We start from the raw sequence: 20,632 nt of genomic DNA, 5'->3' as shown, positions 1-20,632 counted from the left end.
CAATGTCGATCCTGAACAAACACAAAATCCTTGAGACCAACGCCACCCTCCTGCTGATCTTCAGCTTCCTGGTGGTGACCATCGGGGGCTTGGTGCAGATCACGCCGCTCTTCTATCTCGAAAACACCATCGAGAAAGTGGAGGGCATGCGCCCCTATTCACCGCTGGAGCTGACCGGGCGGGATATCTACGTGCGCGAGGGCTGCTATGTCTGCCACAGCCAGATGATCCGCCCAATGCGCGACGAGGTCGAGCGCTATGGCCACTACTCGCTGGCGGCGGAATCGATGTACGATCACCCGCACCAGTGGGGCTCCAAACGCACCGGGCCGGATCTGGCACGGGTCGGCGGGCGCTATTCGGACGACTGGCACCTCGACCACCTGCGCAATCCCAAGTCGGTGGTGCCGGAATCGATCATGCCTCCCTATGCCTTCTTGGAGGAAACCCTGATCGACGGCGATCATATTGAAGATCTGCTGCGTACGCATCGGTTGGTCGGCGTGCCCTACACCGACGAGATGATCGAGCAGGCGGCTGCGGATTTCCGTGCGCAGGCCGACCCTGACAGCGATTTTGACGGGCTGCTGGAACGCTACCCGGGCGCGCAGGTGCGCAACTTCGACGGCCAGCCGGGCATTTCCGAAGCCGATGCGATGATCGCCTACCTGCAAATGCTGGGCACGCTGGTCGATTTCTCGACCTTCACGCCTGACGCCAGCCGCTAGGAGGATTTTGCATGGAAACCTATTCGCTCCTACGTGAATTCGCTGACAGTTGGATGCTTCTGGTTCTGTTCTGCATCTTTGTGGGTGTCTGGGTCTGGGTCATCCGGCCCGGCTCTGGCGCTGTGCACGACGAGGCCAAGAACATGATCTTCCGCAATGACGACCGACCCGCGCCCCGAGAGGAGGCCAACAAATGAGCAAAGTACCCCCAAAACAAGAGGGCGATCCGAACACCACCGGCCACAGCTGGGACGGGATCGAAGAGTTTGACAACCCGATGCCACGCTGGTGGCTCTGGACCTTCTATGCCACCATCGTCTGGGGTGTGCTCTACACGATTGCTTACCCGGCCTGGCCGCTGGTGTCTTCGGCGACATCTGGCCTGCTCGGGTACTCCACTCGTGGCGAGGTCGCCGTTGAGATCGCTGCCGTCGAAGAGGCCAACGCGGCCATCAATATGCGTTTGGCCGAGGCGGAGCTGACCGAGATTTCGGCGGATGCCGAGCTGAACAGCTATGCGGTGTCCTCCGGCGCGGCGGTCTTCCGGACCTGGTGTGCGCAGTGTCACGGCTCGGGTGCCGCAGGTTTTGTCGGCTATCCGAACCTGTTGGACGACGACTGGCTTTGGGGTGGGGATATCGAAGCGATCCACGCCACCATTGCCCATGGCATCCGCAATGAGGACGACCCCGATGCGCGCTATTCGGAGATGCCCGCCTTCGGTGAGATCCTCGAACCGGAGGAGATCGCATCGGTGGTGAACTACGTGATGGATCTGTCGGGCGGCACGCCAACGGACGCCAGCCTCGTGCCTGCGGGAGCGGAGGTTTTTGCCGACAACTGCTCCTCATGTCACGGCGAGAACGGGCTTGGCGACCGCGAGTTGGGCGCGCCGAATCTCGCAGATGCCATCTGGCTTTACGGCGGGGATGAGGAGGCCCTAACCGAGACTGTGACCTATAGCCGCTATGGCGTCATGCCACCTTGGACCCAGCGGCTGACAGAGGCACAAATCAGGGCAGTGGCGCTCTACGTCCACCAATTAGGTGGCGGTGAGTAAGCCTCTTTCCGGCGGGGCCGGATTTGCGGCGAGGTGTCGCAAATGTATGCCGGCCCCGTTCGCCCTCCTACATATCCGCAAGGACCGCCGTGACTGATCAAGCGCCGCCTCCCAGCCTCTACGCCGCCCGCGAACCGATCTTTCCGCGCCGTGTCTCAGGCTCGTTTCGTAACCTGAAATGGGTGATCCTCGCGGTCACCCTTGGGATCTACTATCTCGTGCCGTGGATCAGATGGGACCGTGGCCCGGATCTGCCCAACCAGGCGGTGCTGCTCGATCTGGCGAACCGCCGGTTCTATTTCTTCTGGATCGAGATCTGGAGCCACGAGTTCTATTTTGTCGCGGGCCTGCTGATCATGGCGGGGCTGGGTCTCTTCCTCTTTACCTCCGCGCTGGGACGGGTCTGGTGCGGCTACGCTTGCCCCCAGACTGTCTGGACCGATCTTTTCATTCTGGTTGAGCGCTGGGTCGAAGGCGACCGCAACGCCCGGCTGCGCCTGCACCGGCAGGAAAAGATGGATGCGCGCAAGCTGCGCTTGCGGCTGACCAAATGGGTGCTTTGGCTGCTGATCGCTGTGGCCACCGGCGGTGCCTGGGTCTTTTACTTTGCTGACGCGCCAACGCTCTTCGTTGAGCTTTTCACCGGGCAAGCGCATGCGGTGGCTTACATCACAGTTGCGATCCTGACGGCGACAACCTTTGTCTTTGGCGGGTTCATGCGCGAGCAGATCTGTATCTATGCCTGCCCCTGGCCGCGCATTCAGGCCGCGATGATGGATGAAGACACGCTGACCGTCGCCTACCGTGAGTGGCGCGGCGAGCCGCGCAAGCACAGCCAGGAAGCTAAGACCCAGCCCATGGGCGACTGCATCGACTGCATGGCTTGTGTGAACGTATGCCCCATGGGCATCGACATCCGCGATGGGCAACAGCTGGAATGCATCACCTGCGCGCTCTGCATCGACGCTTGCGACGATGTGATGGAGCGGATCGGCAAGCCGCGCGGCCTGATCGACTACATCGCCTTGTCCGATGAAGACCGCGAGCGCAAAGGGGCAGAGCCCCGCGCGGTCTGGAAACACATCTTCCGCCCGCGCACCATGCTCTACACCGCGCTATGGAGCGCGGTTGGCGTCGCCCTGCTTGTGGCGCTGTTCATCCGGGCCGAGATTGAAATGACCGTGGCGGCCGTGCGCAATCCGACCTTCGTCACTCTCTCGGATGGGTCGATCCGCAACACCTATGACATCCGTCTGCGGAACAAGAACAATGACGAACGGCTGTTCCGACTTTCAGTGGTCGGTGATCCGGCACTGCGCATCCAGCTTGAGGGCACGCCTTACGGGTCGGTCGACGTGCCCGCCGACACGTCGCTTTTGCAGCGGGTCTATGTGGTCGCACCGCGCGGATCTGATCCGGCGGAGGCCGGGCGCACGGACCTGCGGTTCTGGGTGGAAGACCTCAGCAACGGCGACCGCGCCTATAAGGACAGCAGCTTTAACGGCACAGGAGATCAGTAATGACGACCGCTTCCAAGCAACTGACGGGCCGCCATGTGGCCTTGATATTTGTCTCGGCCTTCACGGTGATCATCGGGGTCAATCTTACCCTCGCTTACAAGGCGCTCAGCACCTTTCCGGGCCTTGAGGTCAAGAATTCCTATGTGGCCAGCCAGCATTTCGACGAAAACCGGACCGCGCAGCAGGCCTTGGGCTGGTCGGTGCTGGCCCAGGCGCGGGGGGATCAGGTGGTCTTGTCGATCACTGATCGCGCCGGGCAGCCCGTGCAGGTGGCCGAGCTTGACGCCACCCTTGGCCGGGCCACCCATGTGCGGGATGACCAAGCCCCGGAATTCGTTTTCGACGGGGCAGCCTATGTCGCGCCTGCGGTGCTGACGCCGGGCAACTGGAACCTGCGTATGAAGGCTGTGGCGGCGGATGGCACCGTCTTTCAGCAGCGGGTCATCCTGCATGTGCCCAGGGGGGCGACGTGACGGCCACCGCCACAAACGCGCCAGCGGCCTGTCCGGGTTGCCTTGCGGCCCCGACGGGGCCCGTTGCAGTGGCACCGCAGGACGCGCGGATCATGCTGTCCTTGCCGACAATCCATTGTCAGGCCTGCATTGCCAAGGTCGAGCAGGCGCTGACGGTTCACCCGGGCGTGACCTCCGCCCGGGTGAACCTGACGCTCAAGCGCGCGTTGGTCGACGCCGCGCCCGAGGTGACCGCCGCTGAGCTGACGGATGTGATGGCGCGTGAAGGGTTCGAAGCACATGAGCTTGACCCCAGCGCCCTGAACGAGACCACCACCAGCACTGCCGGGCGGGCCTTGCTGATGCGTCTGGCAGTGGCGGGCTTTGCCTCGATGAACGTGATGCTGTTGTCCGTGGCCGTCTGGTCCGGGGCGGAGGATGCGACACGCGACCTTTTTCATTGGATTTCGGCAGCGATCGCGTTGCCAGCGATCGCCTTTTCGGCGCAGCCCTTCTTTGTAAACGCCTGGCGCGCACTGCGGGCGGGGCGGCTCAACATGGATGTGCCGATCAGCCTGGCCATCGCGCTTGCTCTCGTGACATCCCTTTGGGAGACGTGGCTGTCCGGCCATCACGCCTACTTCGATGCCGCCCTGACGCTGACCTTCTTCCTGCTTGCGGGGCGTTGGTTGGATGCCCGCGCGCGCTCAGCAGCGCGATCCGCAGCGGAGGAGCTGACAGCACTGGAAGTGCCGCGCGCCTTGCGGATCGATGACGGCAGCCCTGTTGAAGTGCCAGTGGCCGAGCTGCGTCGCGGGGATCATGTTTTGGTGCGTCCGGGCGGACGCGCGCCAGTGGATGGCAAAGTTGTTAAGGGCCGCTCCGAAGTGGACCGGGCGCTTTTGACCGGTGAGACAGTGCCGGAACCGCGCGGCCCCGGAGACCTCATCAGTGCGGGTGAGGTCAATCTGACGGGCCCGCTGACGCTTCAGGCCACGGCGGTCGGGCAGGACACATCGCTCCAACGCATGGCCGCCCTTGTGGCTATCGCAGAGAGCGGACGGTCGCGATACACGTCGCTCGCGGACCGTGCTGCCAAGCTCTATGCGCCCGGCGTGCATATCCTCTCGGCGCTGGCCTTCCTTGGCTGGCTGATCTGGTCGGGGGACATGCGCGTGTCATTGAACATCGCGGCGGCGGTTCTGATCATCACCTGCCCTTGTGCGCTGGGGCTTGCAGTGCCCGCAGTCACAACCGCCGCTTCGGGGCGACTTTTTGGCAAGGGCCTCTTGATCAAGAACGCCACCGCGCTGGAACGTCTCGCTGAAGTGGATACGGTTGTATTTGACAAGACGGGCACGCTGACAACCGGCGCGCCGAAGCTGATCAACTGGGGCAGTCTGACCGAGGCACAGAAATCCATCGCCGCGGCGCTGGCCAGCGGGTCACAACATCCCCTGTCACAGGCGATTGCCGCGATTGCTCAGACCGAGGGTGTCTCCGAGGCCGCGCTTTCGGATCGTCTTGAGCGCCCCGGGTTCGGGGTGGAAGCGACACTTGGTGGTGCTGTTGTGCGGCTCGGACGGGCTGACTGGATTGGCGTCGCTCCGGAGGATGAGGCCATGTGCGCCGCACTGCAGACCGATGACGGTGCAGCCATCGTGTTGACCTTCGAGGACACATCTCGCCGTGGAGCCGCGGAGATGCTGGCGGAGCTTGAGACGCAGGGTCTTGAGGTGGTTTTGCTGTCTGGTGATCGGACCGCCGCTGTGGCGTCCTTTGCCCGGAGCCTCGGGATCGAGACGTGGCACGCGTCTATGCGCCCTGAGGACAAGGCGCGTCTGGTCGCAGAGCTGCAAGATGAGGGCCGGCATGTGCTGATGGTTGGTGATGGTCTCAACGATACTGCGGCGCTTGCTTCCGCGCATGTGTCAATCAGTCCGGCGCAGGCGTTGGATGCGGCACGTGCGGCATCGGATATGGTTTTGCTGGGGCAGGATCTGGCTCCGATTGGAACCGCCCTGTCGGTGGCCCGACAGGCGACGCGGCGTATCCGCGAGAATTTCCGCATTGCCACGTTCTACAACATCATCGCGGTTCCACTTGCAGTGGCCGGATTTGCGACGCCGCTGATCGCGGCGCTGGCCATGTCCACCTCGTCAATCTCGGTGTCCCTCAACGCATTGCGGATTGGAGGACGGCGGTGAACGTGTTGGCGTATCTGATACCGATTTCGCTCGCGCTTGGTGCGCTGGGGCTTGTCGGGTTTCTCTATACTTTGAAATCGCGTCAGTATGACGATCCGGAAGGTGACAGCCGCCGGATCCTGAGCGACCGTTGGGACGACCGCCCCAAAGACGACAACTAAAGTATCTGACGCTCGACTCGAAACGTCACGCATCACCTGGCTTGCCAAAAAATCGATGTCAAGCAGCGTTAGGAGGTGCAATTCTTCGTATGCGCATTGGATTCACTGATCAGGAGGTGGGCCCGACCATCTCGCAGTCAATGTTGCGGGCAACCAGCCTCCGGCAAGCCAGATCTGCGCTGTCGCGGGTCATGCCCAGGAAGTTCGCCTCGAATCCCGTTGGTTTTTTAACGACCTTGCGCAGAGTTCCTTCCAATGTCGTCATCTCGGCGAGGGCGGTGGTCACAAGCGCGCGCTCCGCGTTGTAGCGGGTGGTGTAGCGCCCGACATTCACGCCCCATTGGTGCCCACCAGAGGTCGACAGGCGAGTGACAACCTCGGTCTCGGGTATCGCCTCGGCAAGGGCTGCATCAATTGCGCTGCCGGGCCGCATAACCGGGCGCGTGCCCAGGCCTGAGAAGCTGCTGCCGGACAGATCAGGTGTTTCGACGGTTGTGTCCTGGGCCGCAATCAATGCCAGTTGGATATCAGAGGAGAGAACACCGCTGGTGCTGGCCGCGGCTGACGCCGGCGGAGGTGTTTGTTCAACCGGCGTGGCGCTGGCGAGCATCGTCCCGGCCCGAAGTCTTGGCCGCAGGCTGGTGCGGGTGATGCCGCTCACCTGGACGGTCTTGCCCGTGCCGCCCGGAACATAGGCCGGTTTTTTTGGCTTGCGCAGCGCGACGCGCGACGGGGCACGTTTGAACCCCATGTCGAGCAGCTCCGCCACGCGTGCATTCCGCGCGCTGGTCGAGGTGCCACCAAAGACGGTGGCAATGATGCGTTCCCGACCGCGTTCGGCAGAGGCCACAAGATTAAAGCCGGCCGCCCGGGTGTACCCTGTCTTGATACCATCCGCTCCGCGGTAGGCTGACAGCAGACGCCTGTTGGTATTGGCGACGTCGCGCACGCCCGCATGCGTCGACCGACGGGAAAAGAGATTGTAGTACTCGGGATAGTCATAAAGTACATGGCGCCCCAAAATCGACATGTCCCGCGCTGTGGAAAGATGCCCCGATTCGGTCAGACCATGCGCATTCTTGAAGGTCGTGCGGGTCATGCCCATAGCTTTGGCCGTGCGGTTCATCCGCCGCGCAAAGGCGGCCTCCGACCCTTCCAGCGCTTCGGCGATTGCGGTGGCGGCATCATTGGCGGACTTCACCGCAGCGGCGCGGATCAGATAGCGCAGCGCAATGCGCTGACCGGATTTCAGACCAAGTTTCGACGGCGGCTCAGACGCCGCGTGGCGTGAGACTTTCACCTTGGTATCAAGCGTGATCTCGCCCCGCTCGACCGCCTGAAAGGCGATGTACAGCGTCATCATTTTTGTCAGCGACGCCGGGTGCAGCCGCGTGTCGGCATTGCGGGAGTGCAGAACCTCGCCAGATCTCGCGTCCATCACATAGGCCGCGTAGGGTGCAGCGCTCGCGCTCAGCGGCACGATGATCACCATCCACAAAACTGCAAGAACAAATAGCCCGTAACGGGCCGGCATCAGTCGCCGAACCTTCATCATGATCTGCCTTTTCTGCCTCACGCCGCCGATTTTTCGACTGGCATTTTTTGTATGTGCGAGACTAGCACAGCTTTGTGTTTCTATAAAGTCTTTGATTTAAGGTATTTGCGTTAATGTTCCGTGAAGCGCACCTCTCCGCTCAAGGCGTCATCTGTTGGAGGTCGGCAGCTTGCCGCGCCGCCTGTTTTGATCGGCGCGGGTGAGCAGATCACGGGCAACATGCGCCTGCGTGACATGGAACACGCCTGCGCAGTGTCATCCGCATCCAAGCCGATCCGGTCCTGCGCGCGGGCCATTGCGCCCCGCCCCCTTTTCTAAACGGTCAGACAGGTTATATAGAGCGCTCAAAGACTCACCATGACCAAACGCAGATCAGGAGCAGCAATGCACCGCGACGCAGTGATGATGGCCGGACGGTCGGAGGATGACGGGGATACCTCCATCCTGACGGCGACCAAGCCAAAGACCAAGCGGCCGCCGCTCTATAAAGTCTTGCTTTTGAATGATGATTTCACACCGATGGAATTTGTCGTGCATGTGCTTGAACGGTTCTTTGGCCTGAACCATGCGCAGGCGTTCGAGATCATGCTGACCGTGCACAAAAAAGGTGTGGCCGTGGTGGGGGTCTTCAGCCACGAGATTGCGGAGACCAAGGTGGCGCAGGTGATGGATTTCGCGCGCCGCCACCAGCATCCGTTGCAATGCACGATGGAAAAAGAAGACTGATCGCATGATGGGCGCGCGGTTGTCGCTGGCGCTGGACGGCGGGTGGTTGGTGTGGCCGTCTGAGGGCCGGATCGCTCTGCTCCACCCCTCGCCTGACGTGGTCTTGCCCTCTATCGACCGGGCGCGTGCGCACATCATCAGTGATTTCAAACCGGACGCCCTACAGTTGCAGGCGCGGGGGTTTGACTGCGCAACGGCAGCGCAAGGGCCCTATTCGGCAGCCGTAGTGTGCATTCCCCGCGCGAAACCTCTGGCCCGCGCATTGATCGCTGATGCCGCGTCCCGAACCGAGGGCGTTCTGGTGATTGATGGCCAGAAATCCGATGGCATTGACAGCCTGTTGCGCGACATGCGCAAGCGGGTGGAGGTGCACGGGCCGATCACCAAGGCGCATGGAAAGCTGTTCTGGGTCACGGATGTGGGGGGCGAGGCCTTTGCCGATTGGGCAGCAGGCCCTGCCTTGACGGAGGGTGGGTTCTGGACAGCGCCTGGCGTCTTCTCAGCGGATGGTATCGACCCAGCCTCGGCGCTGCTGGTGGAGGTGCTGCCGGAGGATCTGGGGCGCTCGGTCGCTGATCTTGGAGCGGGCTGGGGGTTTTTGTCAGCGCATGTGCTGACCCGCCAGACCGTCGAAGAGGTGCATTTGGTCGAGGCTGGATACATGGCGCTGGAGTGCGCCAAACACAATGTGACCGACCCGCGCGCTCAGTTTCACTGGGAGGATGCGACCACCTGGCGACCGCCACAGGCGCTCGACACCGTTATCATGAACCCGCCCTTCCACCTCAGCCGCAAGGCGGATCCACAGATCGGCCTGGCCTTCATCCGCGCGGCAGCAGGCGCTCTGCACGCGCAGGGGCATCTTTGGATGGTCGCCAATCGCCATTTGCCTTATGAATCCGAACTACAGACCCTCTTTGCGAGCGTCGAGGAACTGGACGGCGACCGCAGATTCAAACTTCTGCATGCCAGCCGCCCGCGTCGGAACAAGCGCTGAGCGCATCACACCCCAACCGCGTCATGGGAGACCGAGATGTCATTTTCAATCAGCGGCAAGACAGCAATCGTCACCGGAGCCGCCAATGGAATCGGGCTGGCCATCGCACGGCAGTTCGCGGATCGGGGCGCGAATGTCATATGTGCCGATATGGATGAAAAACGCCTCGCAAACGAATGGGGTGATGAGGCGGAAGACAGCAACCTGCGCTACTTCGCCGGCGACCTGCGGCAGCGCCTGACTATCGCCAATCTGGTCTCAGCCACCATCGACGCCTTTGAACGGGTCGATATCCTCGTGAACGCCTCGCGTCAGGTCATGCCGACGGATGCGTTGAACGTCGATGATACCTCCGTCTCGGTTCTTTTGGAGCAGAACCTGATGACCTCTCTCAAGCTGTCGCAGCAGGTCGCCAAGCGGATGATCAAACAGGCGGCGGATCAGCCCGAGGGGCAGGTCGGCTCGATCATCAACCTCAGCTCCATCGCAGCCCGCCAGACCCGACCCGAGCTGATGGGCTATTCCATTGCCTCTGCGGCGCTGGAGCAGATGACCCGCTCCATGGCGCTGGCGCTGGCACCGGAGCGGATCCGGGTCAACGCCATCTCTTTCGGGTCGGTGATGAGCGCCTCGCTCAAGTCATTGGTTGTTGAGAACAACGACTGGCGTGAGGATATCCGCGATCATACCCCGCTTGGCAGGATCGCCGGGGCGTCCGAGCTGGCCGAGGTGGTCCAGTTCCTTGCCGCCGAAAGCTCGGGCTTTGTGACTGGTGAGGTCATCACGGTAGACGGCGGGCGCAGCCTGCTGGATGTGGTGGCCGCACCGGCTCACTGAGAATTGACGCTTTTCGTCTCACCCCGTTCCGGGCTACACAGACTGTCAGGATAGCCTGACACAGTGGATCACAGATGACCGACAGTTTTGAGACCGAAAAGTCCCGCGCAGCCGCGTGGTTTCGCAGCTTGCGAGATGAGATCGTCGCAGCCTTTGAAGGTCTTGAGCAGGATCACAGTGAGGGCCCTTTGTCCACCGAGGCGCCGGGCCAATTCGATGTCAGTGAAACGCGTCGCCACAGTGAGGATGGCTCGGACGCAGGCGGTGGCCTGATGAGCGTGATGCGTGGTGGTCGCGTGTTCGAGAAGGTGGGCGTGAATGTCTCCACCGTGTTTGGCACGCTGGGAGAGCGCGCGCAGATGGCCATGGCCGCGCGCAAGGGCATTCCGGGGATGAAGGAGGATCCGCGCTTCTGGGCCTCTGGCATCAGCCTTGTGGCGCATATGCAGAACCCGCATGTGCCCGCCGTGCATATGAACACGCGCATGTTCTGGACCCCGCACGCCTGGTGGTTTGGCGGTGGATCAGACCTGAACCCCTGCATTGAGTACGGCGAAGACACCGCACATTTTCACGCGCAGCAGCGAGAAAAGCTCGACCCGCACGGGGCTGAGTTCTACCCGCGTCTCAAGGAATGGGCGGATGAATACTTCTTTATCCCGCACCGCAAGCGCGCGCGGGGCGTGGGTGGGATCTTCATGGATGATCACTGCACGGGCGATTGGGAGGCAGATTTCACCCTGACGCAGGACATTGGCCGCGCTTTTCTACCAGCCTTCGTTCCGCTGGTGCGCAAGCGCCGGGTGCAGGACTGGGACGAGGCCGATAAGGAGGCGCAGCTGGTACACCGCGGCCTCTATGCCGAGTACAACCTTGTCTACGACCGGGGCACCAAGTTTGGGCTGGAAACCGGCCATGATGCCAATGCGGTGCTGATGAGCCTGCCACCATTGGCGAAGTGGATCTAAGCAGGCGCGCTGTGCCAATCGAAAAAGCCGGCGCCCGCCCGGGCCAGAAGCTCTTCGGCGAGATCACGTCCCATCGCATGACCGTCGCTGATCGCGCCGCGCCGGTCGCCCGCTATGGCTTTTGAGCCGTCCGGGCGCAGCACCTCGCCGCGCAGGTATAGCTGATCGCCGGAAAGCTCTGCCAGGCCCGCGATTGGTGTCTCGCAGGACCCATCAAGTGTGAACAAAAAACTCCGTTCCGCCGCCAATCGCTGCCCGGTCGGGGCGTCGTGGATCGCTTGCAACAGTTGCGCCGTATTGTCGTCGGACAGACGCCGCTCAATCCCAATGGCACCCTGCGCCACGGCGGGCAGCATATCGTCGGGCGAAATCGGCGTGGCGGGGACCTCGCCCATCCCAAGCCGACTGAGACCCGCCGCGGCGAGGAAGGTGCACTCGGCCACGCCATCTGCCAGCTTTTTCAGCCGCGTCTGCACGTTTCCACGAAACTCAACCACCTTCAGATCGGGGCGCCGGTGCAGCAGCTGCGCCCGACGCCGCAGGCTTGACGTGCCCACAACCGCGCCGCTGGCCAGATCGGTGATGGACGTCAGATGGGGAGAGATGAAGGCATCGCGCACGTCTTCGCGCGGCAGGTAAGTATCGAGCACCAGCCCATCGGGTTGAACCGTTGGCATGTCCTTTGTCGAATGCACGGCGATGTCGATTTTGCCTGACAGTAGATCCTCTTCGATCTCGCGGGTGAAAAGCCCCTTGCCGCCGATGTCTTTCAGCGGGCGATCCTGGATCGCGTCGCCGGTGACCTTGATCACCACGACTTGAAACGCCTCCTCCGGCAGCTCAAAGGCCGACATCAGCCGCGTACGGGTTTCATGGGCCTGGGCCAGCGCCAGCGGAGAGCCGCGCGTACCAATCTTGAGGGGCGAGTCGGGGGAAGGAAGCTGCGCTGTCATGGCTTTATCTTTTAGGTGTGTCAACTTAAGCTGACAACTGGAATGATCTGGATTCTACCACTACAAGCGGGGTGTGCGCCATGAAAGACGGAACCAACGTAATGAGCGAGACCAAGACCATCCTGCGCGCCCTTGCGGGCGAGACGCTGCCGACGCCACCCATTTGGATGATGCGTCAGGCGGGGCGCTATCTGCCTGAGTATCGCGCGACCCGGGCGCAGGCCGGAGATTTCCTATCGCTCTGCTACAACCCCGAGTTGGCCGCCGAGGTGACCTTGCAGCCGATCCGCCGCTACGGCTTTGACGCAGCGATCCTCTTTGCCGACATCCTGCTGCTACCACAGGCCCTGGGCGCCGATCTGTGGTTTGTGACGGGGGAGGGGCCGCGCCTGTCGACCGTGCAGAGCCAGGCGGATTTCGACAAGCTTGGCCCTGTGGAGGATATCCACGACACGCTGAACCCGATTTATGAAACGGTGCGCATCCTGCGTCGGGAACTGCCGTCCAAGACAACACTCATTGGCTTTGCGGGGGCGCCGTGGACGGTGGCGACCTATATGATCGCCGGACGCGGCACGCCGGATCAGGGACCTGCCCATGCGTTGATGCAGGAGAACCCGGCGGTCTTTGACGCTTTGATGGCGCGCATCACAGCTGGAACCATCGATTACCTCGCCGCTCAGATCGATGCAGGCGCCGAGGTGGTCAAGATCTTTGACAGCTGGGCGGGCTCGCTCAAGGGCGATGCGTTCCGCAAATATGCATTGGAACCCGCGCGCGAGATCACCTCCGCACTCAAGGCGCGCTACCCGCAGATCCCGGTGATCGGCTTCCCGCGCGAGGCGGGGGAGAGCTACATTGGCTTCGCCAAGACGACGGGCGTGGACTGCGTGGCGCTCGACAATTCCGTTGACGCGGATTGGGCGGCGAAACATGTGCAGGTCGATGGCTGTGTGCAGGGAAACCTCGCCAGCCGCCATATGGTCACCGGTGGACAGGACCTGGTGGATGAGACCCGCGCCATCGTCAAAGCCTTTTCGGGCGGGCCGCATATCTTCAATCTTGGTCATGGGATCACACCGGATGCCGACCCGGACAATGTGCAGCGCATGATTGATGCGGTTCGGGGCGGTTAACGTCGATTTCCACCTTGACGCCGCATGCGGCCTATCATAATTCACGCGCTCGTGGCGTTATAGCTCAGTTGGTTAGAGCGAACGACTCATAATCGTTAGGTCGGTGGTTCAAGTCCACCTAACGCCACCACTCCGGACCTTTGCCCACAATAACCCCCTAAGTATTTGAATGGTAATGTGGTTTCTGCGGTTCGAAATCCTCATTCCGCTGGTATGGCAAGGTCGACGGAAACGCCAGTCTGAGCACCAGTCTCTTATGGGCGTAGTTGTCAGAAACCCATAGTTTCCAAGGGTTTGCGAAGAAGTTGCAGGCGGTTCGAAAAACCTTGTCAAAGGGTCTGCGTGGCACCTCTGTTTGAGCCGCTATTTCATGCAACTCAACCCGTTCGATCTCCAGTCGCTTGATCTGCGACTCATACGCGTTGATCAATGTCTCGCTGTCGGTGTTCACAAGCCGATCTGTCAGCGTGGCCATTTTGCGCTCTAACGTCGTAATACGGGCTCGGCTGCGTTTTTTTGCGCCTTTGGCAAGAGCAAGCCTCTGCGTCCAGAGCTCTTCAAACATCGCACGCGCTACATGGAACAGACTCGGTGCAGGCTGAATGGAGCGCAGCAAGTGTTCAAAGTCTTCTTCGATCACCTCTTTGCGAATGTTCTTGCGATGCTCCGAGCGACCTTTGGTCTTGCAGAAGAAATAGCCATAGTGCTTGGAGCGCCCTTTAACGGACGCGCTGTGGGGCAAGGCGGGCTTTAAATTATCTCTGGTAGTGGAGCATGCGGTGTCCGCGTTCTCCGCGCCTGGCTCCGTGATGGCTTCTGACCCGTCAGCTCTGCACGGCGCTCTGCTTCCGTCTTGCTCAAATCAGCGCGCTGCTGCGCCATCAGCGGATCGCTGTTCTGCTCGAACGAAGACCGCAGGTCTGGGCTGACCTCTTGCGCCTTTGTGGGACTGCCGGGCAGTTGATCCGCATTGTTATGCGCAAAAGACCCCGGGCCATGGTTCAGCGGTTGGCTGGGGCCAGCGCTCTTGCCGCCCCCGCCAGAACTTTCCTGTGACATCTCCTAGCTAAGTTTAGGGCAGCCGCTTTTGTTGCGAACTACTTGGGCCAGCAGTCTGAAACGCCAATCGTCGCGATTATCTACCGTAAACGCCTTTGGGAAATCTGATTTGTTTGGAGGTACGTTCCGATGCGTCTAAAAGGTCGAGCATCGCAAGACGCGTCGCAAACAATTCGAGGTTGGCAAAGAACGCGTATCCATGCATCATCATAGCATTAGTACGTGTCTTATTTGCATTGGAAAATCAGAATGGTGCCCCAAGCTACCAGAATTCTCAAACTGTGTTTTTTATCTCTTTTAGTCACCCATTCTCCTGCCGTTGCGCAAACGATAGAACTTATTGAAGGCCAGTGGGCTGAAGCGTCTGACATGCGCCCATTCTCCAACGACTCACAGACACGTATGCTCTGGCTGCCCGAAGGCACGATCCTGTACAGTACGTCCAGGATCCCCAATAAAGTAAACTTCAGAACGGCTCGCTCGTATTTTGGACTAGATGTGGTGATACAGGCGAGAAAACGGAACGGAAACTGGTTCTTCGCAGAAGCCGAAGGTAAAAAGGAAGCAGCCTTTCGGTTGACGCGCGACGTTTTTTGCCCAGGTGAAAGCAACCCAATCGTCTTGCAGGGAAATTGCCTCCGAGACCAAAGACAGCCGATAGGACAGGGCTACACCTTTGGCTTCTCGCGTGTTGACACGGATGCCGATGGTGTCCCTGACCGTTCCGGAGGACAGGACTTCTACCGCGTCCAAGCTATGCTTGACGCCCAGACGGCCGCGACGCTCAACATCGATCAGACGATTGTTTTCGATCTTTTTGATCGCGATTTAGACGTCTATGAAGAAAGCGGCGTGCTGTTTAGACTGGACCGAGAGCATCCGCTACGGTCCTTTGTGTTCACCGGCAGTGAATACGTTCCTTGCGGCACCACAACGCGATCCGAGGTGAAGCAGACGGTCGTTGAGGAAACTTATGCGAAGGCCTCCGGCAAGGTCGGCGCAAGCTTTTGGAATTGGTTCTCCGCTACAGTTGAGGCAGGCGGTGGAGTAAAGAGCACAGATGGCGGCACGGAACTCGTTAGCAGTACGCTCAGCACCACGAAAAGCACTCTGTTTCGTCAATGGAGCTTCATTGAACACACCCCGGCCGGCGGTGGGGAAAGCAACTCCATCCCCTTCATCGTCGAAAAGCTGTTTCGCTGCGATGTCGGATCAGGGTCTTCTTTTCCAACGGATCAGGTCGCTTCGGTGAAGATAGGCTTTTACAACGACATTATTGACAGCAACGACTACTACGAATTTCGGCGACCGGGCGACTATATCGTCAGCGATGAAGAGATCTTTGATTTTCTGGATCAACCTGTTTTCATCAGCGTAAACGACCCGGAGGATCAAGCGTGGGTGATTGATCAGATTAAAGTCCGCTTTCCTGAGCTCGACCATTACCGTACGCTATTCGTCTACTCGCAGCTGAATCTGGCGTGCCCAGAAGTGCATCGAAGCAAGTGCATCGCCGTCTCGAACCGGTCATCCCCTTGAGTAATTGCATCCTATCACAACTCTACCACAGTCGTGCTAGTAGCGCTCTTGCGCGCAGAACGCTTAATTCTTGTGTGCTTGCCAAGCACCTAGAGTCAAAATCAACCGGCCGAAAAGGCAGTTTTTGTTTCTTGAGGTACAATCGCCAAATCTACTGAAAGATCTATTAACATAAACCTTTGTAAACCGGCTTTGATTTTGCCACCTCCTTTGCGGCGTCTAAAACACCTTGTGGAATTAGAAAACACTATTGGCGCGAGACCGAAACTGGTGTTGCTAGCTTTTGGGAATTTGAAATTCGTGCCAAAGTGGGATTTGATGCCCAAGATCGGTGAGAGAGCAAACGTATGGCACAAAAACTACGGCTGGGTGACTGCTGTTTGGTCGAAGTCAGATCACGAACCATTTATCGGTTGGGCTGACCTGAGTCAGGAAATACTAAACCTGAAGACTGGAAGCTTTTGGACCCGCAACCAGTTACTATTGATTGCAGTGATTGTGGGGAGCGGAATGGAAAAACAACCTACTGATCAAAATGAATATCTGGATGCGGCTTTGGTGAAGGCTTCTCCTAAGCTGGAAGGTGATACTGCCGTGTTCGTCTTTCAGTTCGTAGATGGCGTTGAAACAGCGCCCGACCCGCGAGACAGCGAACGGGTATATCGGTTGTTCCAAAGGCTAAAAGACAGTGAAGACCCTGTTAAGAGCTTCGAGGTCTACCTCGTTTCGAAAGATGAGATACTGGGAAGCTAGGCGAGCATCGAAGTCAGTTGAGCGGTAGTGATCTGCTTTGAGGCTCGGTGTATCTTCAAGTCGGCTCAGCCGCACAACTGCTAAGTAGCGCTAGCTGAAGGCTCCTGAATCAAAACGTTATGAATAACTTTTTGGTATGCCCACATAAACAAAAAACGGCCCGGCAGTGTTCCGGGCCGTTCACATGAGACTGTTGACCTATTCAGCCAAACAGGACGTACCGCACGCCGACAATCGCCAGAACGAACAGTAACCAGAGCCCAACTGTGGCGTCCCAATTGATGACCTTCTTGGTGCGCAGCCTTGTCTTTGTATCCGCGCCTGTAACCTGGTCCTTTTTGATGATCATTGCTTTCTCTCTTGTGTGAAACCGCCCATGCCGGTTCTTGGAGAAGGTGGTATGGTCTGGCACGCAATCGTTCAGATCAAGACAGCAGAGCAAGCGGGAGGCGAGGTTCAGATGCACCTCTTCGCAGAGCCGTTGTTCCGACCGGATGCCAAAGCAGTACCCGGCCAAAAGCATGCGGATCAGCAGGTCCGGATCGACTGACGGGCGACCCATGTGGCTGTAGAAATCGGCAAGATGCGCGCGGATACTGGCCAGATCGACAACGTGGTCAATCGACCGCAGCAGGTGGGCTTGCGGCACCTGGTCCTCCGGCAAGAGCGCATAAAACAGCGTCGCCTGCGCGTCCTGCCGTGGCCCCATCATCGGCCAATCCCTCCTTGCGGGAGCAATCGAACCAGCAGCTGGCGCGTCAATCAATCAAGAGCTTTAAACAGAATACGCCAGATGCGTGTCTGCCGTGATCAATGGGTGTCCAACGGGGGCCCGGCCCTGACCCGCACATTTTTACTGCGCGGGCCTCTTGCGGCGTCTTCCCAACCCGCGTCGCAGCAGTTTCACCGCTGGAAGGAAAATCAGGACCAAGGCGACAATCGTGATCGGGCCAGCAATGGGTCGGGTAAAGAAGATTGATGGATCGCCAGATGACAGAAGAAGAGACTGGCGCAAGGTCGGCTCGGCAATCGGCCCAAGCACAATGGCCAGCACTGCAGGTGCCAGCGGATAGTCGAACTTGCGCAGGAAAAACGCGCCAATGCCAAAGACAACCATGAGCCAGATATCGAACATGTCGCGCGTCGCGGCATAGCCCCCCGCGATGGAGAGCACAAAGATCATCGGCGCGAGGATGGTAAAGGGCATCCGCAGCATCCAGATGAACACCGGAATGAAGGCGAGGTTGATCAAAAGCGCCGCCGCGTTCGAAATATAGAACGAGCCGATCAGCCCCCAGACAAACTCCTGCTCGTCCACAAAGAGGCGCGGCCCCGGGACCAACCCCCAGATCACCATACCGCCCAAAAGAATGGCCGTTGTCGGTGAGCCAGGAATGCCCAGCGTCAGCATAGGCAACATGGAGCCTGTGGAGGCGGAGTTATTGGCCGCCTCGGGGGCCGCAACACCGTCGGGCGCGCCTTTGCCAAATTCGTCGGGTTTGCGCGACAGCATCTTGGTCACGCCATAGGACATCAGCGAACCGGGCGTCGCCCCGGCGGCAGGCAGGACACCGACAAAGAAGCCCAGGAATGACCCGATCATTGTGCCGCGCCATCCACGTTTTGCGGCCTCCTTAGTGTCGACCGCCATGCCCTTGATGCTCATCTTAGGCGTGTTGCTTTCGACGTCACCGCGGGTCTGCTCAATCGTCCAGAGCATTTCACCAATGCCGTAAACGCCGATGGCGAGAACCAGAAAACCGATGCCCTGCAAGAAGCCGTTGTAGTCGAACAGGACGAGGCGCGGAGCTCCCGAAATCTGGTCAAACCCGATGGCGCCCAGCACGAGGCCAAAACAGATCGAGAATATGGTTTTCGGGATGTCATCGCCGCCCAGACCCACAAAGGTGGCAAAGGCCAACAGCATCAGCGCGAAGACCTCCGGCGGACCAAACGACAGCGCGACAGAGGCCAGTACCGGCGCAAAGAGCGTAAACAGGATATTGGCCACGCTTCCGCCCACAAATGACGCAAGGGCCGCCGTGACCAGGGCCAGGCTCGCCCGGCCCTGACGTGCCAGAGGGCGGCCGTCAAAGGTTGTGGCCACCGCCGTGGACGCGCCCGGAATACCCAGTGTGATCGACGAGACCGCACCGCCATACATCGCCCCATAGTAAATTGCTGCAAGGAAGATGATCGCCGATCCGGGCGGGACGAGGAAGGTGACCGGAAGAAGGATCGCAACCCCATTTACAGAGCCCAGACCAGGCATGGCCCCAATGAACAGACCCACCGTGACACCGATCAGGATCATCGCCAGATTCAGCGGCTGAAGCGACAACAACATGCCATCCGCAAGCAGGGTCAGTACGTCCATGGCCAGACACTTTCAGTTGGGAGACACGCCATGGTCTCAGTAAATGATGTCGTAGAGGATGTTGAACACCGGATCAGTGAACGGCAGACCGGACGGCATGGTGATGCGCATGGCGCCTTCAAAGAAGAAGAACAGCGCGATGGGTGTGATCAGCGAAATCGAAAGACTCAGGATCAGCCGATGCCGCCCCAGGATGAATGTGTAATAGAACAGAAACACGGCGATTGCGCCGTACATCGAGATGATGTTGACCAGCGCCACAAAGCCGACAATCCCGCCGCCGACGAGAAGCAGGGTCCGCCATCCGTGGCTGTCCAGCACAGGCTCATCCGACTGTGCGGCAGGGTTTGATCCGCGCCACCAGTTGAAGGCAATGCACCCGCAGCAGATCAGCATGATTGCGGAGAGCCAAAAAGGCCAGGCGCCGCCGCCCGGCCCCCGGCCCGCAATGTAACCGATGGGAAGCTCGGTGCTTTTCCACATCAAATAGAGTGAGAGAAGGGCGAGAAATCCGGCGGTCACAATTTCACCAACGCGCATCTCGCCCTCCTTGTTTTCAGGTCATCTGTGTCTGTCGCCAGACCGGGGTGCGGCCCTTACTCTCCGAGAGCCGTCAACAGCGTCTTGTGATTTTCAACCTGCAGCGCCCAATAGTCACGCTGTTCGTCCGCGTTCATCCACAGCGGCGACAGGCTTTCGGCTTCCAGGTATCCCTGCCACTCGTCACTCTCATAGATCTGGGTGAACACATCCTGATAGTAGGCTGCCGCTTCATCCGACATGCCCGGAGCACCCACGACGGCCCGCTGGTTGTAGTAGGAAAAATCGTGCCCCATCTCTTTGATCGTGGGCACATCCGGGTAGGCTGGCATGCGCTCGTCCGAGAAGGCGAGCAGTGGGACAAAATCTCCAGCCTCATAGAACCCCTTGGCCTCGGCGGGGTTGTTCACAGTTGCCATGATCTGCTGGCCCGCAAGGTCTTTCGCAACCGCGCCGCCACCATCATAGGGAATATACTTGATATCGAGATCGTAGGCGTCAGACATGTAGGCGATCACGATGCTGTCTTCCTGACCGGCACCAGTGCCTCCCATGACATACTCGCCCCCCATCTCTTTGACCTTGGCGACGTACTCATCCATCGTTGTGATGCCACTGTCCTTGTGCACCCACAGAACGAAGGGGTCGACGCCCATCATGGCAATGGGTGTGAATTTCTGCACGTCGATGCCGAGATTGGCTTGACGCAGGGGTGTTGTGAAAAACGAATTCAGCGTCACAAGAATGGTGTGATCAGGGTCGTTGGCGTTGCTCACGTGGATCAGTGCTTCTGCGCCGGACCCACCACCCTTGTTGTTCGGCACCAGCGGGCGATTTGTGAGGTCTTTTTTCTCCGCGACAGATTGAACGAACCGCGCGATCTGATCGGCACCGCCACCAGGTCCGGCCATGATCACGAAATCAATAGGCTTTCGGGGCGTCCAGCCATCGGCCAGGGCCTGCATAGGTGCTGGGGCAAGCAGCGATGCTCCGACGATACTCATGAACATGCGTTTCGTAATCTTCATTAGACAGTCCCTCCAGAATGGCCACTTAGGACAGAG

Annotated in this window: 21 protein-coding genes, 1 tRNA gene and 1 pseudogene; 15 read left to right on the top strand and 8 right to left on the bottom strand. The window is 59.7% G+C overall.

The features are described 5' to 3' along the window. The first annotated feature begins 2 nt into the window (after positions 1 to 2). The 7 genes from ccoO to ccoS all read left to right on the top strand — a co-directional run bounded on the left by ccoO (position 3) and on the right by ccoS (position 6,128). The gene (gene ccoO, locus So717_RS14545; RefSeq protein WP_159978535.1) at positions 3 to 728 is read left to right on the top strand and encodes a cytochrome-c oxidase, cbb3-type subunit II; all 726 of its coding nucleotides are present in this window, start codon (positions 3 to 5) and stop codon (positions 726 to 728) included. Between the two features lie 11 nt (positions 729 to 739). Continuing rightward, positions 740 to 925 carry a cbb3-type cytochrome c oxidase subunit 3 gene (locus So717_RS14540; protein ID WP_159978533.1) on the top strand — a complete coding sequence of 62 codons (186 nt, stop codon included), beginning with the start codon at positions 740 to 742 and terminating at the stop codon, positions 923 to 925. Then, complete coding sequence (ccoP, locus tag So717_RS14535; RefSeq protein WP_159978530.1) at positions 922 to 1,788, top strand: cytochrome-c oxidase, cbb3-type subunit III; 867 nt, start codon at positions 922 to 924, stop codon at positions 1,786 to 1,788. Before So717_RS14540 ends, ccoP begins: the two co-directional genes overlap by 4 nt. A gap of 89 nt (positions 1,789 to 1,877) precedes the next feature. Further along, a complete protein-coding gene (gene ccoG / locus So717_RS14530) occupies positions 1,878 to 3,308 on the top strand; it encodes a cytochrome c oxidase accessory protein CcoG (RefSeq protein WP_159978528.1) in 1,431 nt (476 codons plus the stop codon). Continuing rightward, complete coding sequence (locus So717_RS14525; RefSeq protein ID WP_159978526.1) at positions 3,308 to 3,781, top strand: FixH family protein; 474 nt, start codon at positions 3,308 to 3,310, stop codon at positions 3,779 to 3,781. The genes ccoG and So717_RS14525 overlap by 1 nt, the downstream gene beginning before the upstream one ends. Next, a complete protein-coding gene (locus So717_RS14520; protein WP_159978524.1) occupies positions 3,778 to 5,967 on the top strand; it encodes a heavy metal translocating P-type ATPase in 2,190 nt (729 codons plus the stop codon). Before So717_RS14525 ends, So717_RS14520 begins: the two co-directional genes overlap by 4 nt. Further along, positions 5,964 to 6,128, top strand: coding sequence for a cbb3-type cytochrome oxidase assembly protein CcoS (gene ccoS, locus So717_RS14515; RefSeq protein ID WP_159978522.1), 165 nt, complete (start codon positions 5,964 to 5,966; stop codon positions 6,126 to 6,128). Before So717_RS14520 ends, ccoS begins: the two co-directional genes overlap by 4 nt. Before the next feature lie 109 nt (positions 6,129 to 6,237). Here the strand turns inward: ccoS and So717_RS14510 are convergent, their stop codons facing one another. Together So717_RS14510 and So717_RS14505 are read right to left on the bottom strand one after the other, a co-directional pair. Then, positions 6,238 to 7,680 (bottom strand): D-alanyl-D-alanine carboxypeptidase family protein, encoded by a 1,443-nt coding sequence (locus So717_RS14510; protein WP_159978520.1) that lies wholly within the window; start codon positions 7,678 to 7,680, stop codon positions 6,238 to 6,240. 113 nt (positions 7,681 to 7,793) lie between these two features. After that, positions 7,794 to 7,979, bottom strand: a complete 186-nt coding sequence (locus So717_RS14505) for a hypothetical protein (protein WP_159978518.1) — start codon at positions 7,977 to 7,979, stop codon at positions 7,794 to 7,796. Positions 7,980 to 8,067: 88 nt separating this feature from the next. On the opposite strand from So717_RS14505, the gene clpS reads away from it, so the two are divergent. The 4 genes from clpS (at position 8,068) to hemF (ending at position 11,211) form a co-directional block, all read left to right on the top strand. After that, positions 8,068 to 8,409, top strand: a complete 342-nt coding sequence (clpS, locus tag So717_RS14500; RefSeq protein WP_159978516.1) for an ATP-dependent Clp protease adapter ClpS — start codon at positions 8,068 to 8,070, stop codon at positions 8,407 to 8,409. Positions 8,410 to 8,413: 4 nt separating this feature from the next. Next, positions 8,414 to 9,406 (top strand): class I SAM-dependent methyltransferase, encoded by a 993-nt coding sequence (locus So717_RS14495; RefSeq protein ID WP_159978514.1) that lies wholly within the window; start codon positions 8,414 to 8,416, stop codon positions 9,404 to 9,406. A 36-nt stretch (positions 9,407 to 9,442) separates the two neighbouring features. Then, positions 9,443 to 10,243 (top strand): SDR family NAD(P)-dependent oxidoreductase, encoded by an 801-nt coding sequence (locus So717_RS14490; protein WP_159978512.1) that lies wholly within the window; start codon positions 9,443 to 9,445, stop codon positions 10,241 to 10,243. A 74-nt stretch (positions 10,244 to 10,317) separates the two neighbouring features. Next, the gene (gene hemF / locus So717_RS14485; protein ID WP_159978510.1) at positions 10,318 to 11,211 is read left to right on the top strand and encodes an oxygen-dependent coproporphyrinogen oxidase; all 894 of its coding nucleotides are present in this window, start codon (positions 10,318 to 10,320) and stop codon (positions 11,209 to 11,211) included. Here the strand turns inward: hemF and hemC are convergent. Beyond that, the gene (gene hemC, locus So717_RS14480) at positions 11,208 to 12,164 is read right to left on the bottom strand and encodes a hydroxymethylbilane synthase (protein WP_159978508.1); all 957 of its coding nucleotides are present in this window, start codon (positions 12,162 to 12,164) and stop codon (positions 11,208 to 11,210) included. The two genes, hemF and hemC, sit on opposite strands and share 4 nt — an antisense overlap. A gap of 101 nt (positions 12,165 to 12,265) precedes the next feature. On the opposite strand from hemC, the gene hemE reads away from it, so the two are divergent. Both hemE and So717_RS14470 read left to right on the top strand, forming a co-directional pair. Continuing rightward, complete coding sequence (gene hemE, locus So717_RS14475) at positions 12,266 to 13,300, top strand: uroporphyrinogen decarboxylase (protein ID WP_159978748.1); 1,035 nt, start codon at positions 12,266 to 12,268, stop codon at positions 13,298 to 13,300. Between the two features lie 53 nt (positions 13,301 to 13,353). After that, positions 13,354 to 13,430: transfer RNA gene (locus So717_RS14470), tRNA-Met, on the top strand. A 27-nt stretch (positions 13,431 to 13,457) separates the two neighbouring features. On the opposite strand, the gene So717_RS14465 is transcribed toward So717_RS14470, so the two are convergent. After that, positions 13,458 to 14,042 (bottom strand): hypothetical protein, encoded by a 585-nt coding sequence (locus So717_RS14465; protein ID WP_159978506.1) that lies wholly within the window; start codon positions 14,040 to 14,042, stop codon positions 13,458 to 13,460. 566 nt (positions 14,043 to 14,608) lie between these two features. Here So717_RS14465 and So717_RS14460 point away from each other — a divergent pair. Continuing rightward, positions 14,609 to 15,898 (top strand): hypothetical protein, encoded by a 1,290-nt coding sequence (locus So717_RS14460; protein WP_238840957.1) that lies wholly within the window; start codon positions 14,609 to 14,611, stop codon positions 15,896 to 15,898. A 231-nt stretch (positions 15,899 to 16,129) separates the two neighbouring features. After that, positions 16,130 to 16,651 (top strand): hypothetical protein, encoded by a 522-nt coding sequence (locus So717_RS14455; RefSeq protein ID WP_159978502.1) that lies wholly within the window; start codon positions 16,130 to 16,132, stop codon positions 16,649 to 16,651. 367 nt (positions 16,652 to 17,018) lie between these two features. Here So717_RS14455 and So717_RS14450 read toward each other — a convergent pair. The 4 genes and pseudogenes from So717_RS14450 to So717_RS14435 all read right to left on the bottom strand — a co-directional run. Continuing rightward, positions 17,019 to 17,363, bottom strand: a pseudogene (locus So717_RS14450) (transposase); the annotation flags it as partial. Positions 17,364 to 17,504: 141 nt separating this feature from the next. Then, on the bottom strand, positions 17,505 to 19,028 hold the full coding sequence (locus So717_RS14445; protein WP_159978500.1) for a tripartite tricarboxylate transporter permease: 1,524 nt from the start codon (positions 19,026 to 19,028) through the stop codon (positions 17,505 to 17,507). Positions 19,029 to 19,064: 36 nt separating this feature from the next. Further along, the gene (locus So717_RS14440; RefSeq protein WP_159978498.1) at positions 19,065 to 19,568 is read right to left on the bottom strand and encodes a tripartite tricarboxylate transporter TctB family protein; all 504 of its coding nucleotides are present in this window, start codon (positions 19,566 to 19,568) and stop codon (positions 19,065 to 19,067) included. 56 nt (positions 19,569 to 19,624) lie between these two features. Beyond that, positions 19,625 to 20,596 (bottom strand): Bug family tripartite tricarboxylate transporter substrate binding protein, encoded by a 972-nt coding sequence (locus So717_RS14435; RefSeq protein ID WP_159978496.1) that lies wholly within the window; start codon positions 20,594 to 20,596, stop codon positions 19,625 to 19,627. Between the last annotated feature and the right edge of the window lie 36 nt (positions 20,597 to 20,632).

It is taken from the genome of Roseobacter cerasinus, assembly GCF_009811755.1.
GTDB lineage: Bacteria > Pseudomonadota > Alphaproteobacteria > Rhodobacterales > Rhodobacteraceae > Roseobacter > Roseobacter cerasinus.
This window is presented reverse-complemented; position numbering and strand designations above follow the sequence as displayed.

Bases quoted from the DNA above. Each gene is read 5' to 3' on its own strand.
- ccoO (WP_159978535.1), top strand. From the start codon at position 3: ATGTCGATCCTGAACAAACACAAAATCCTTGAGACCAACGCCACCCTC.
- So717_RS14540 (WP_159978533.1), top strand. From the start codon at position 740: ATGGAAACCTATTCGCTCCTACGTGAATTCGCTGACAGTTGGATGCTT.
- ccoP (WP_159978530.1), top strand. From the start codon at position 922: ATGAGCAAAGTACCCCCAAAACAAGAGGGCGATCCGAACACCACCGGC.
- So717_RS14525 (WP_159978526.1), top strand. From the start codon at position 3,308: ATGACGACCGCTTCCAAGCAACTGACGGGCCGCCATGTGGCCTTGATA.
- So717_RS14510 (WP_159978520.1), bottom strand. From the start codon at position 7,680: ATGAAGGTTCGGCGACTGATGCCGGCCCGTTACGGGCTATTTGTTCTT.
- So717_RS14505 (WP_159978518.1), bottom strand. From the start codon at position 7,979: ATGGCCCGCGCGCAGGACCGGATCGGCTTGGATGCGGATGACACTGCG.
- clpS (WP_159978516.1), top strand. From the start codon at position 8,068: ATGCACCGCGACGCAGTGATGATGGCCGGACGGTCGGAGGATGACGGG.
- So717_RS14495 (WP_159978514.1), top strand. From the start codon at position 8,414: ATGATGGGCGCGCGGTTGTCGCTGGCGCTGGACGGCGGGTGGTTGGTG.
- So717_RS14490 (WP_159978512.1), top strand. From the start codon at position 9,443: ATGTCATTTTCAATCAGCGGCAAGACAGCAATCGTCACCGGAGCCGCC.
- hemF (WP_159978510.1), top strand. From the start codon at position 10,318: ATGACCGACAGTTTTGAGACCGAAAAGTCCCGCGCAGCCGCGTGGTTT.
- hemC (WP_159978508.1), bottom strand. From the start codon at position 12,164: ATGACAGCGCAGCTTCCTTCCCCCGACTCGCCCCTCAAGATTGGTACG.
- hemE (WP_159978748.1), top strand. From the start codon at position 12,266: ATGAGCGAGACCAAGACCATCCTGCGCGCCCTTGCGGGCGAGACGCTG.
- So717_RS14460 (WP_238840957.1), top strand. From the start codon at position 14,609: ATGGTGCCCCAAGCTACCAGAATTCTCAAACTGTGTTTTTTATCTCTT.
- So717_RS14445 (WP_159978500.1), bottom strand. From the start codon at position 19,028: ATGGACGTACTGACCCTGCTTGCGGATGGCATGTTGTTGTCGCTTCAG.
- So717_RS14440 (WP_159978498.1), bottom strand. From the start codon at position 19,568: ATGCGCGTTGGTGAAATTGTGACCGCCGGATTTCTCGCCCTTCTCTCA.
- So717_RS14435 (WP_159978496.1), bottom strand. From the start codon at position 20,596: ATGAAGATTACGAAACGCATGTTCATGAGTATCGTCGGAGCATCGCTG.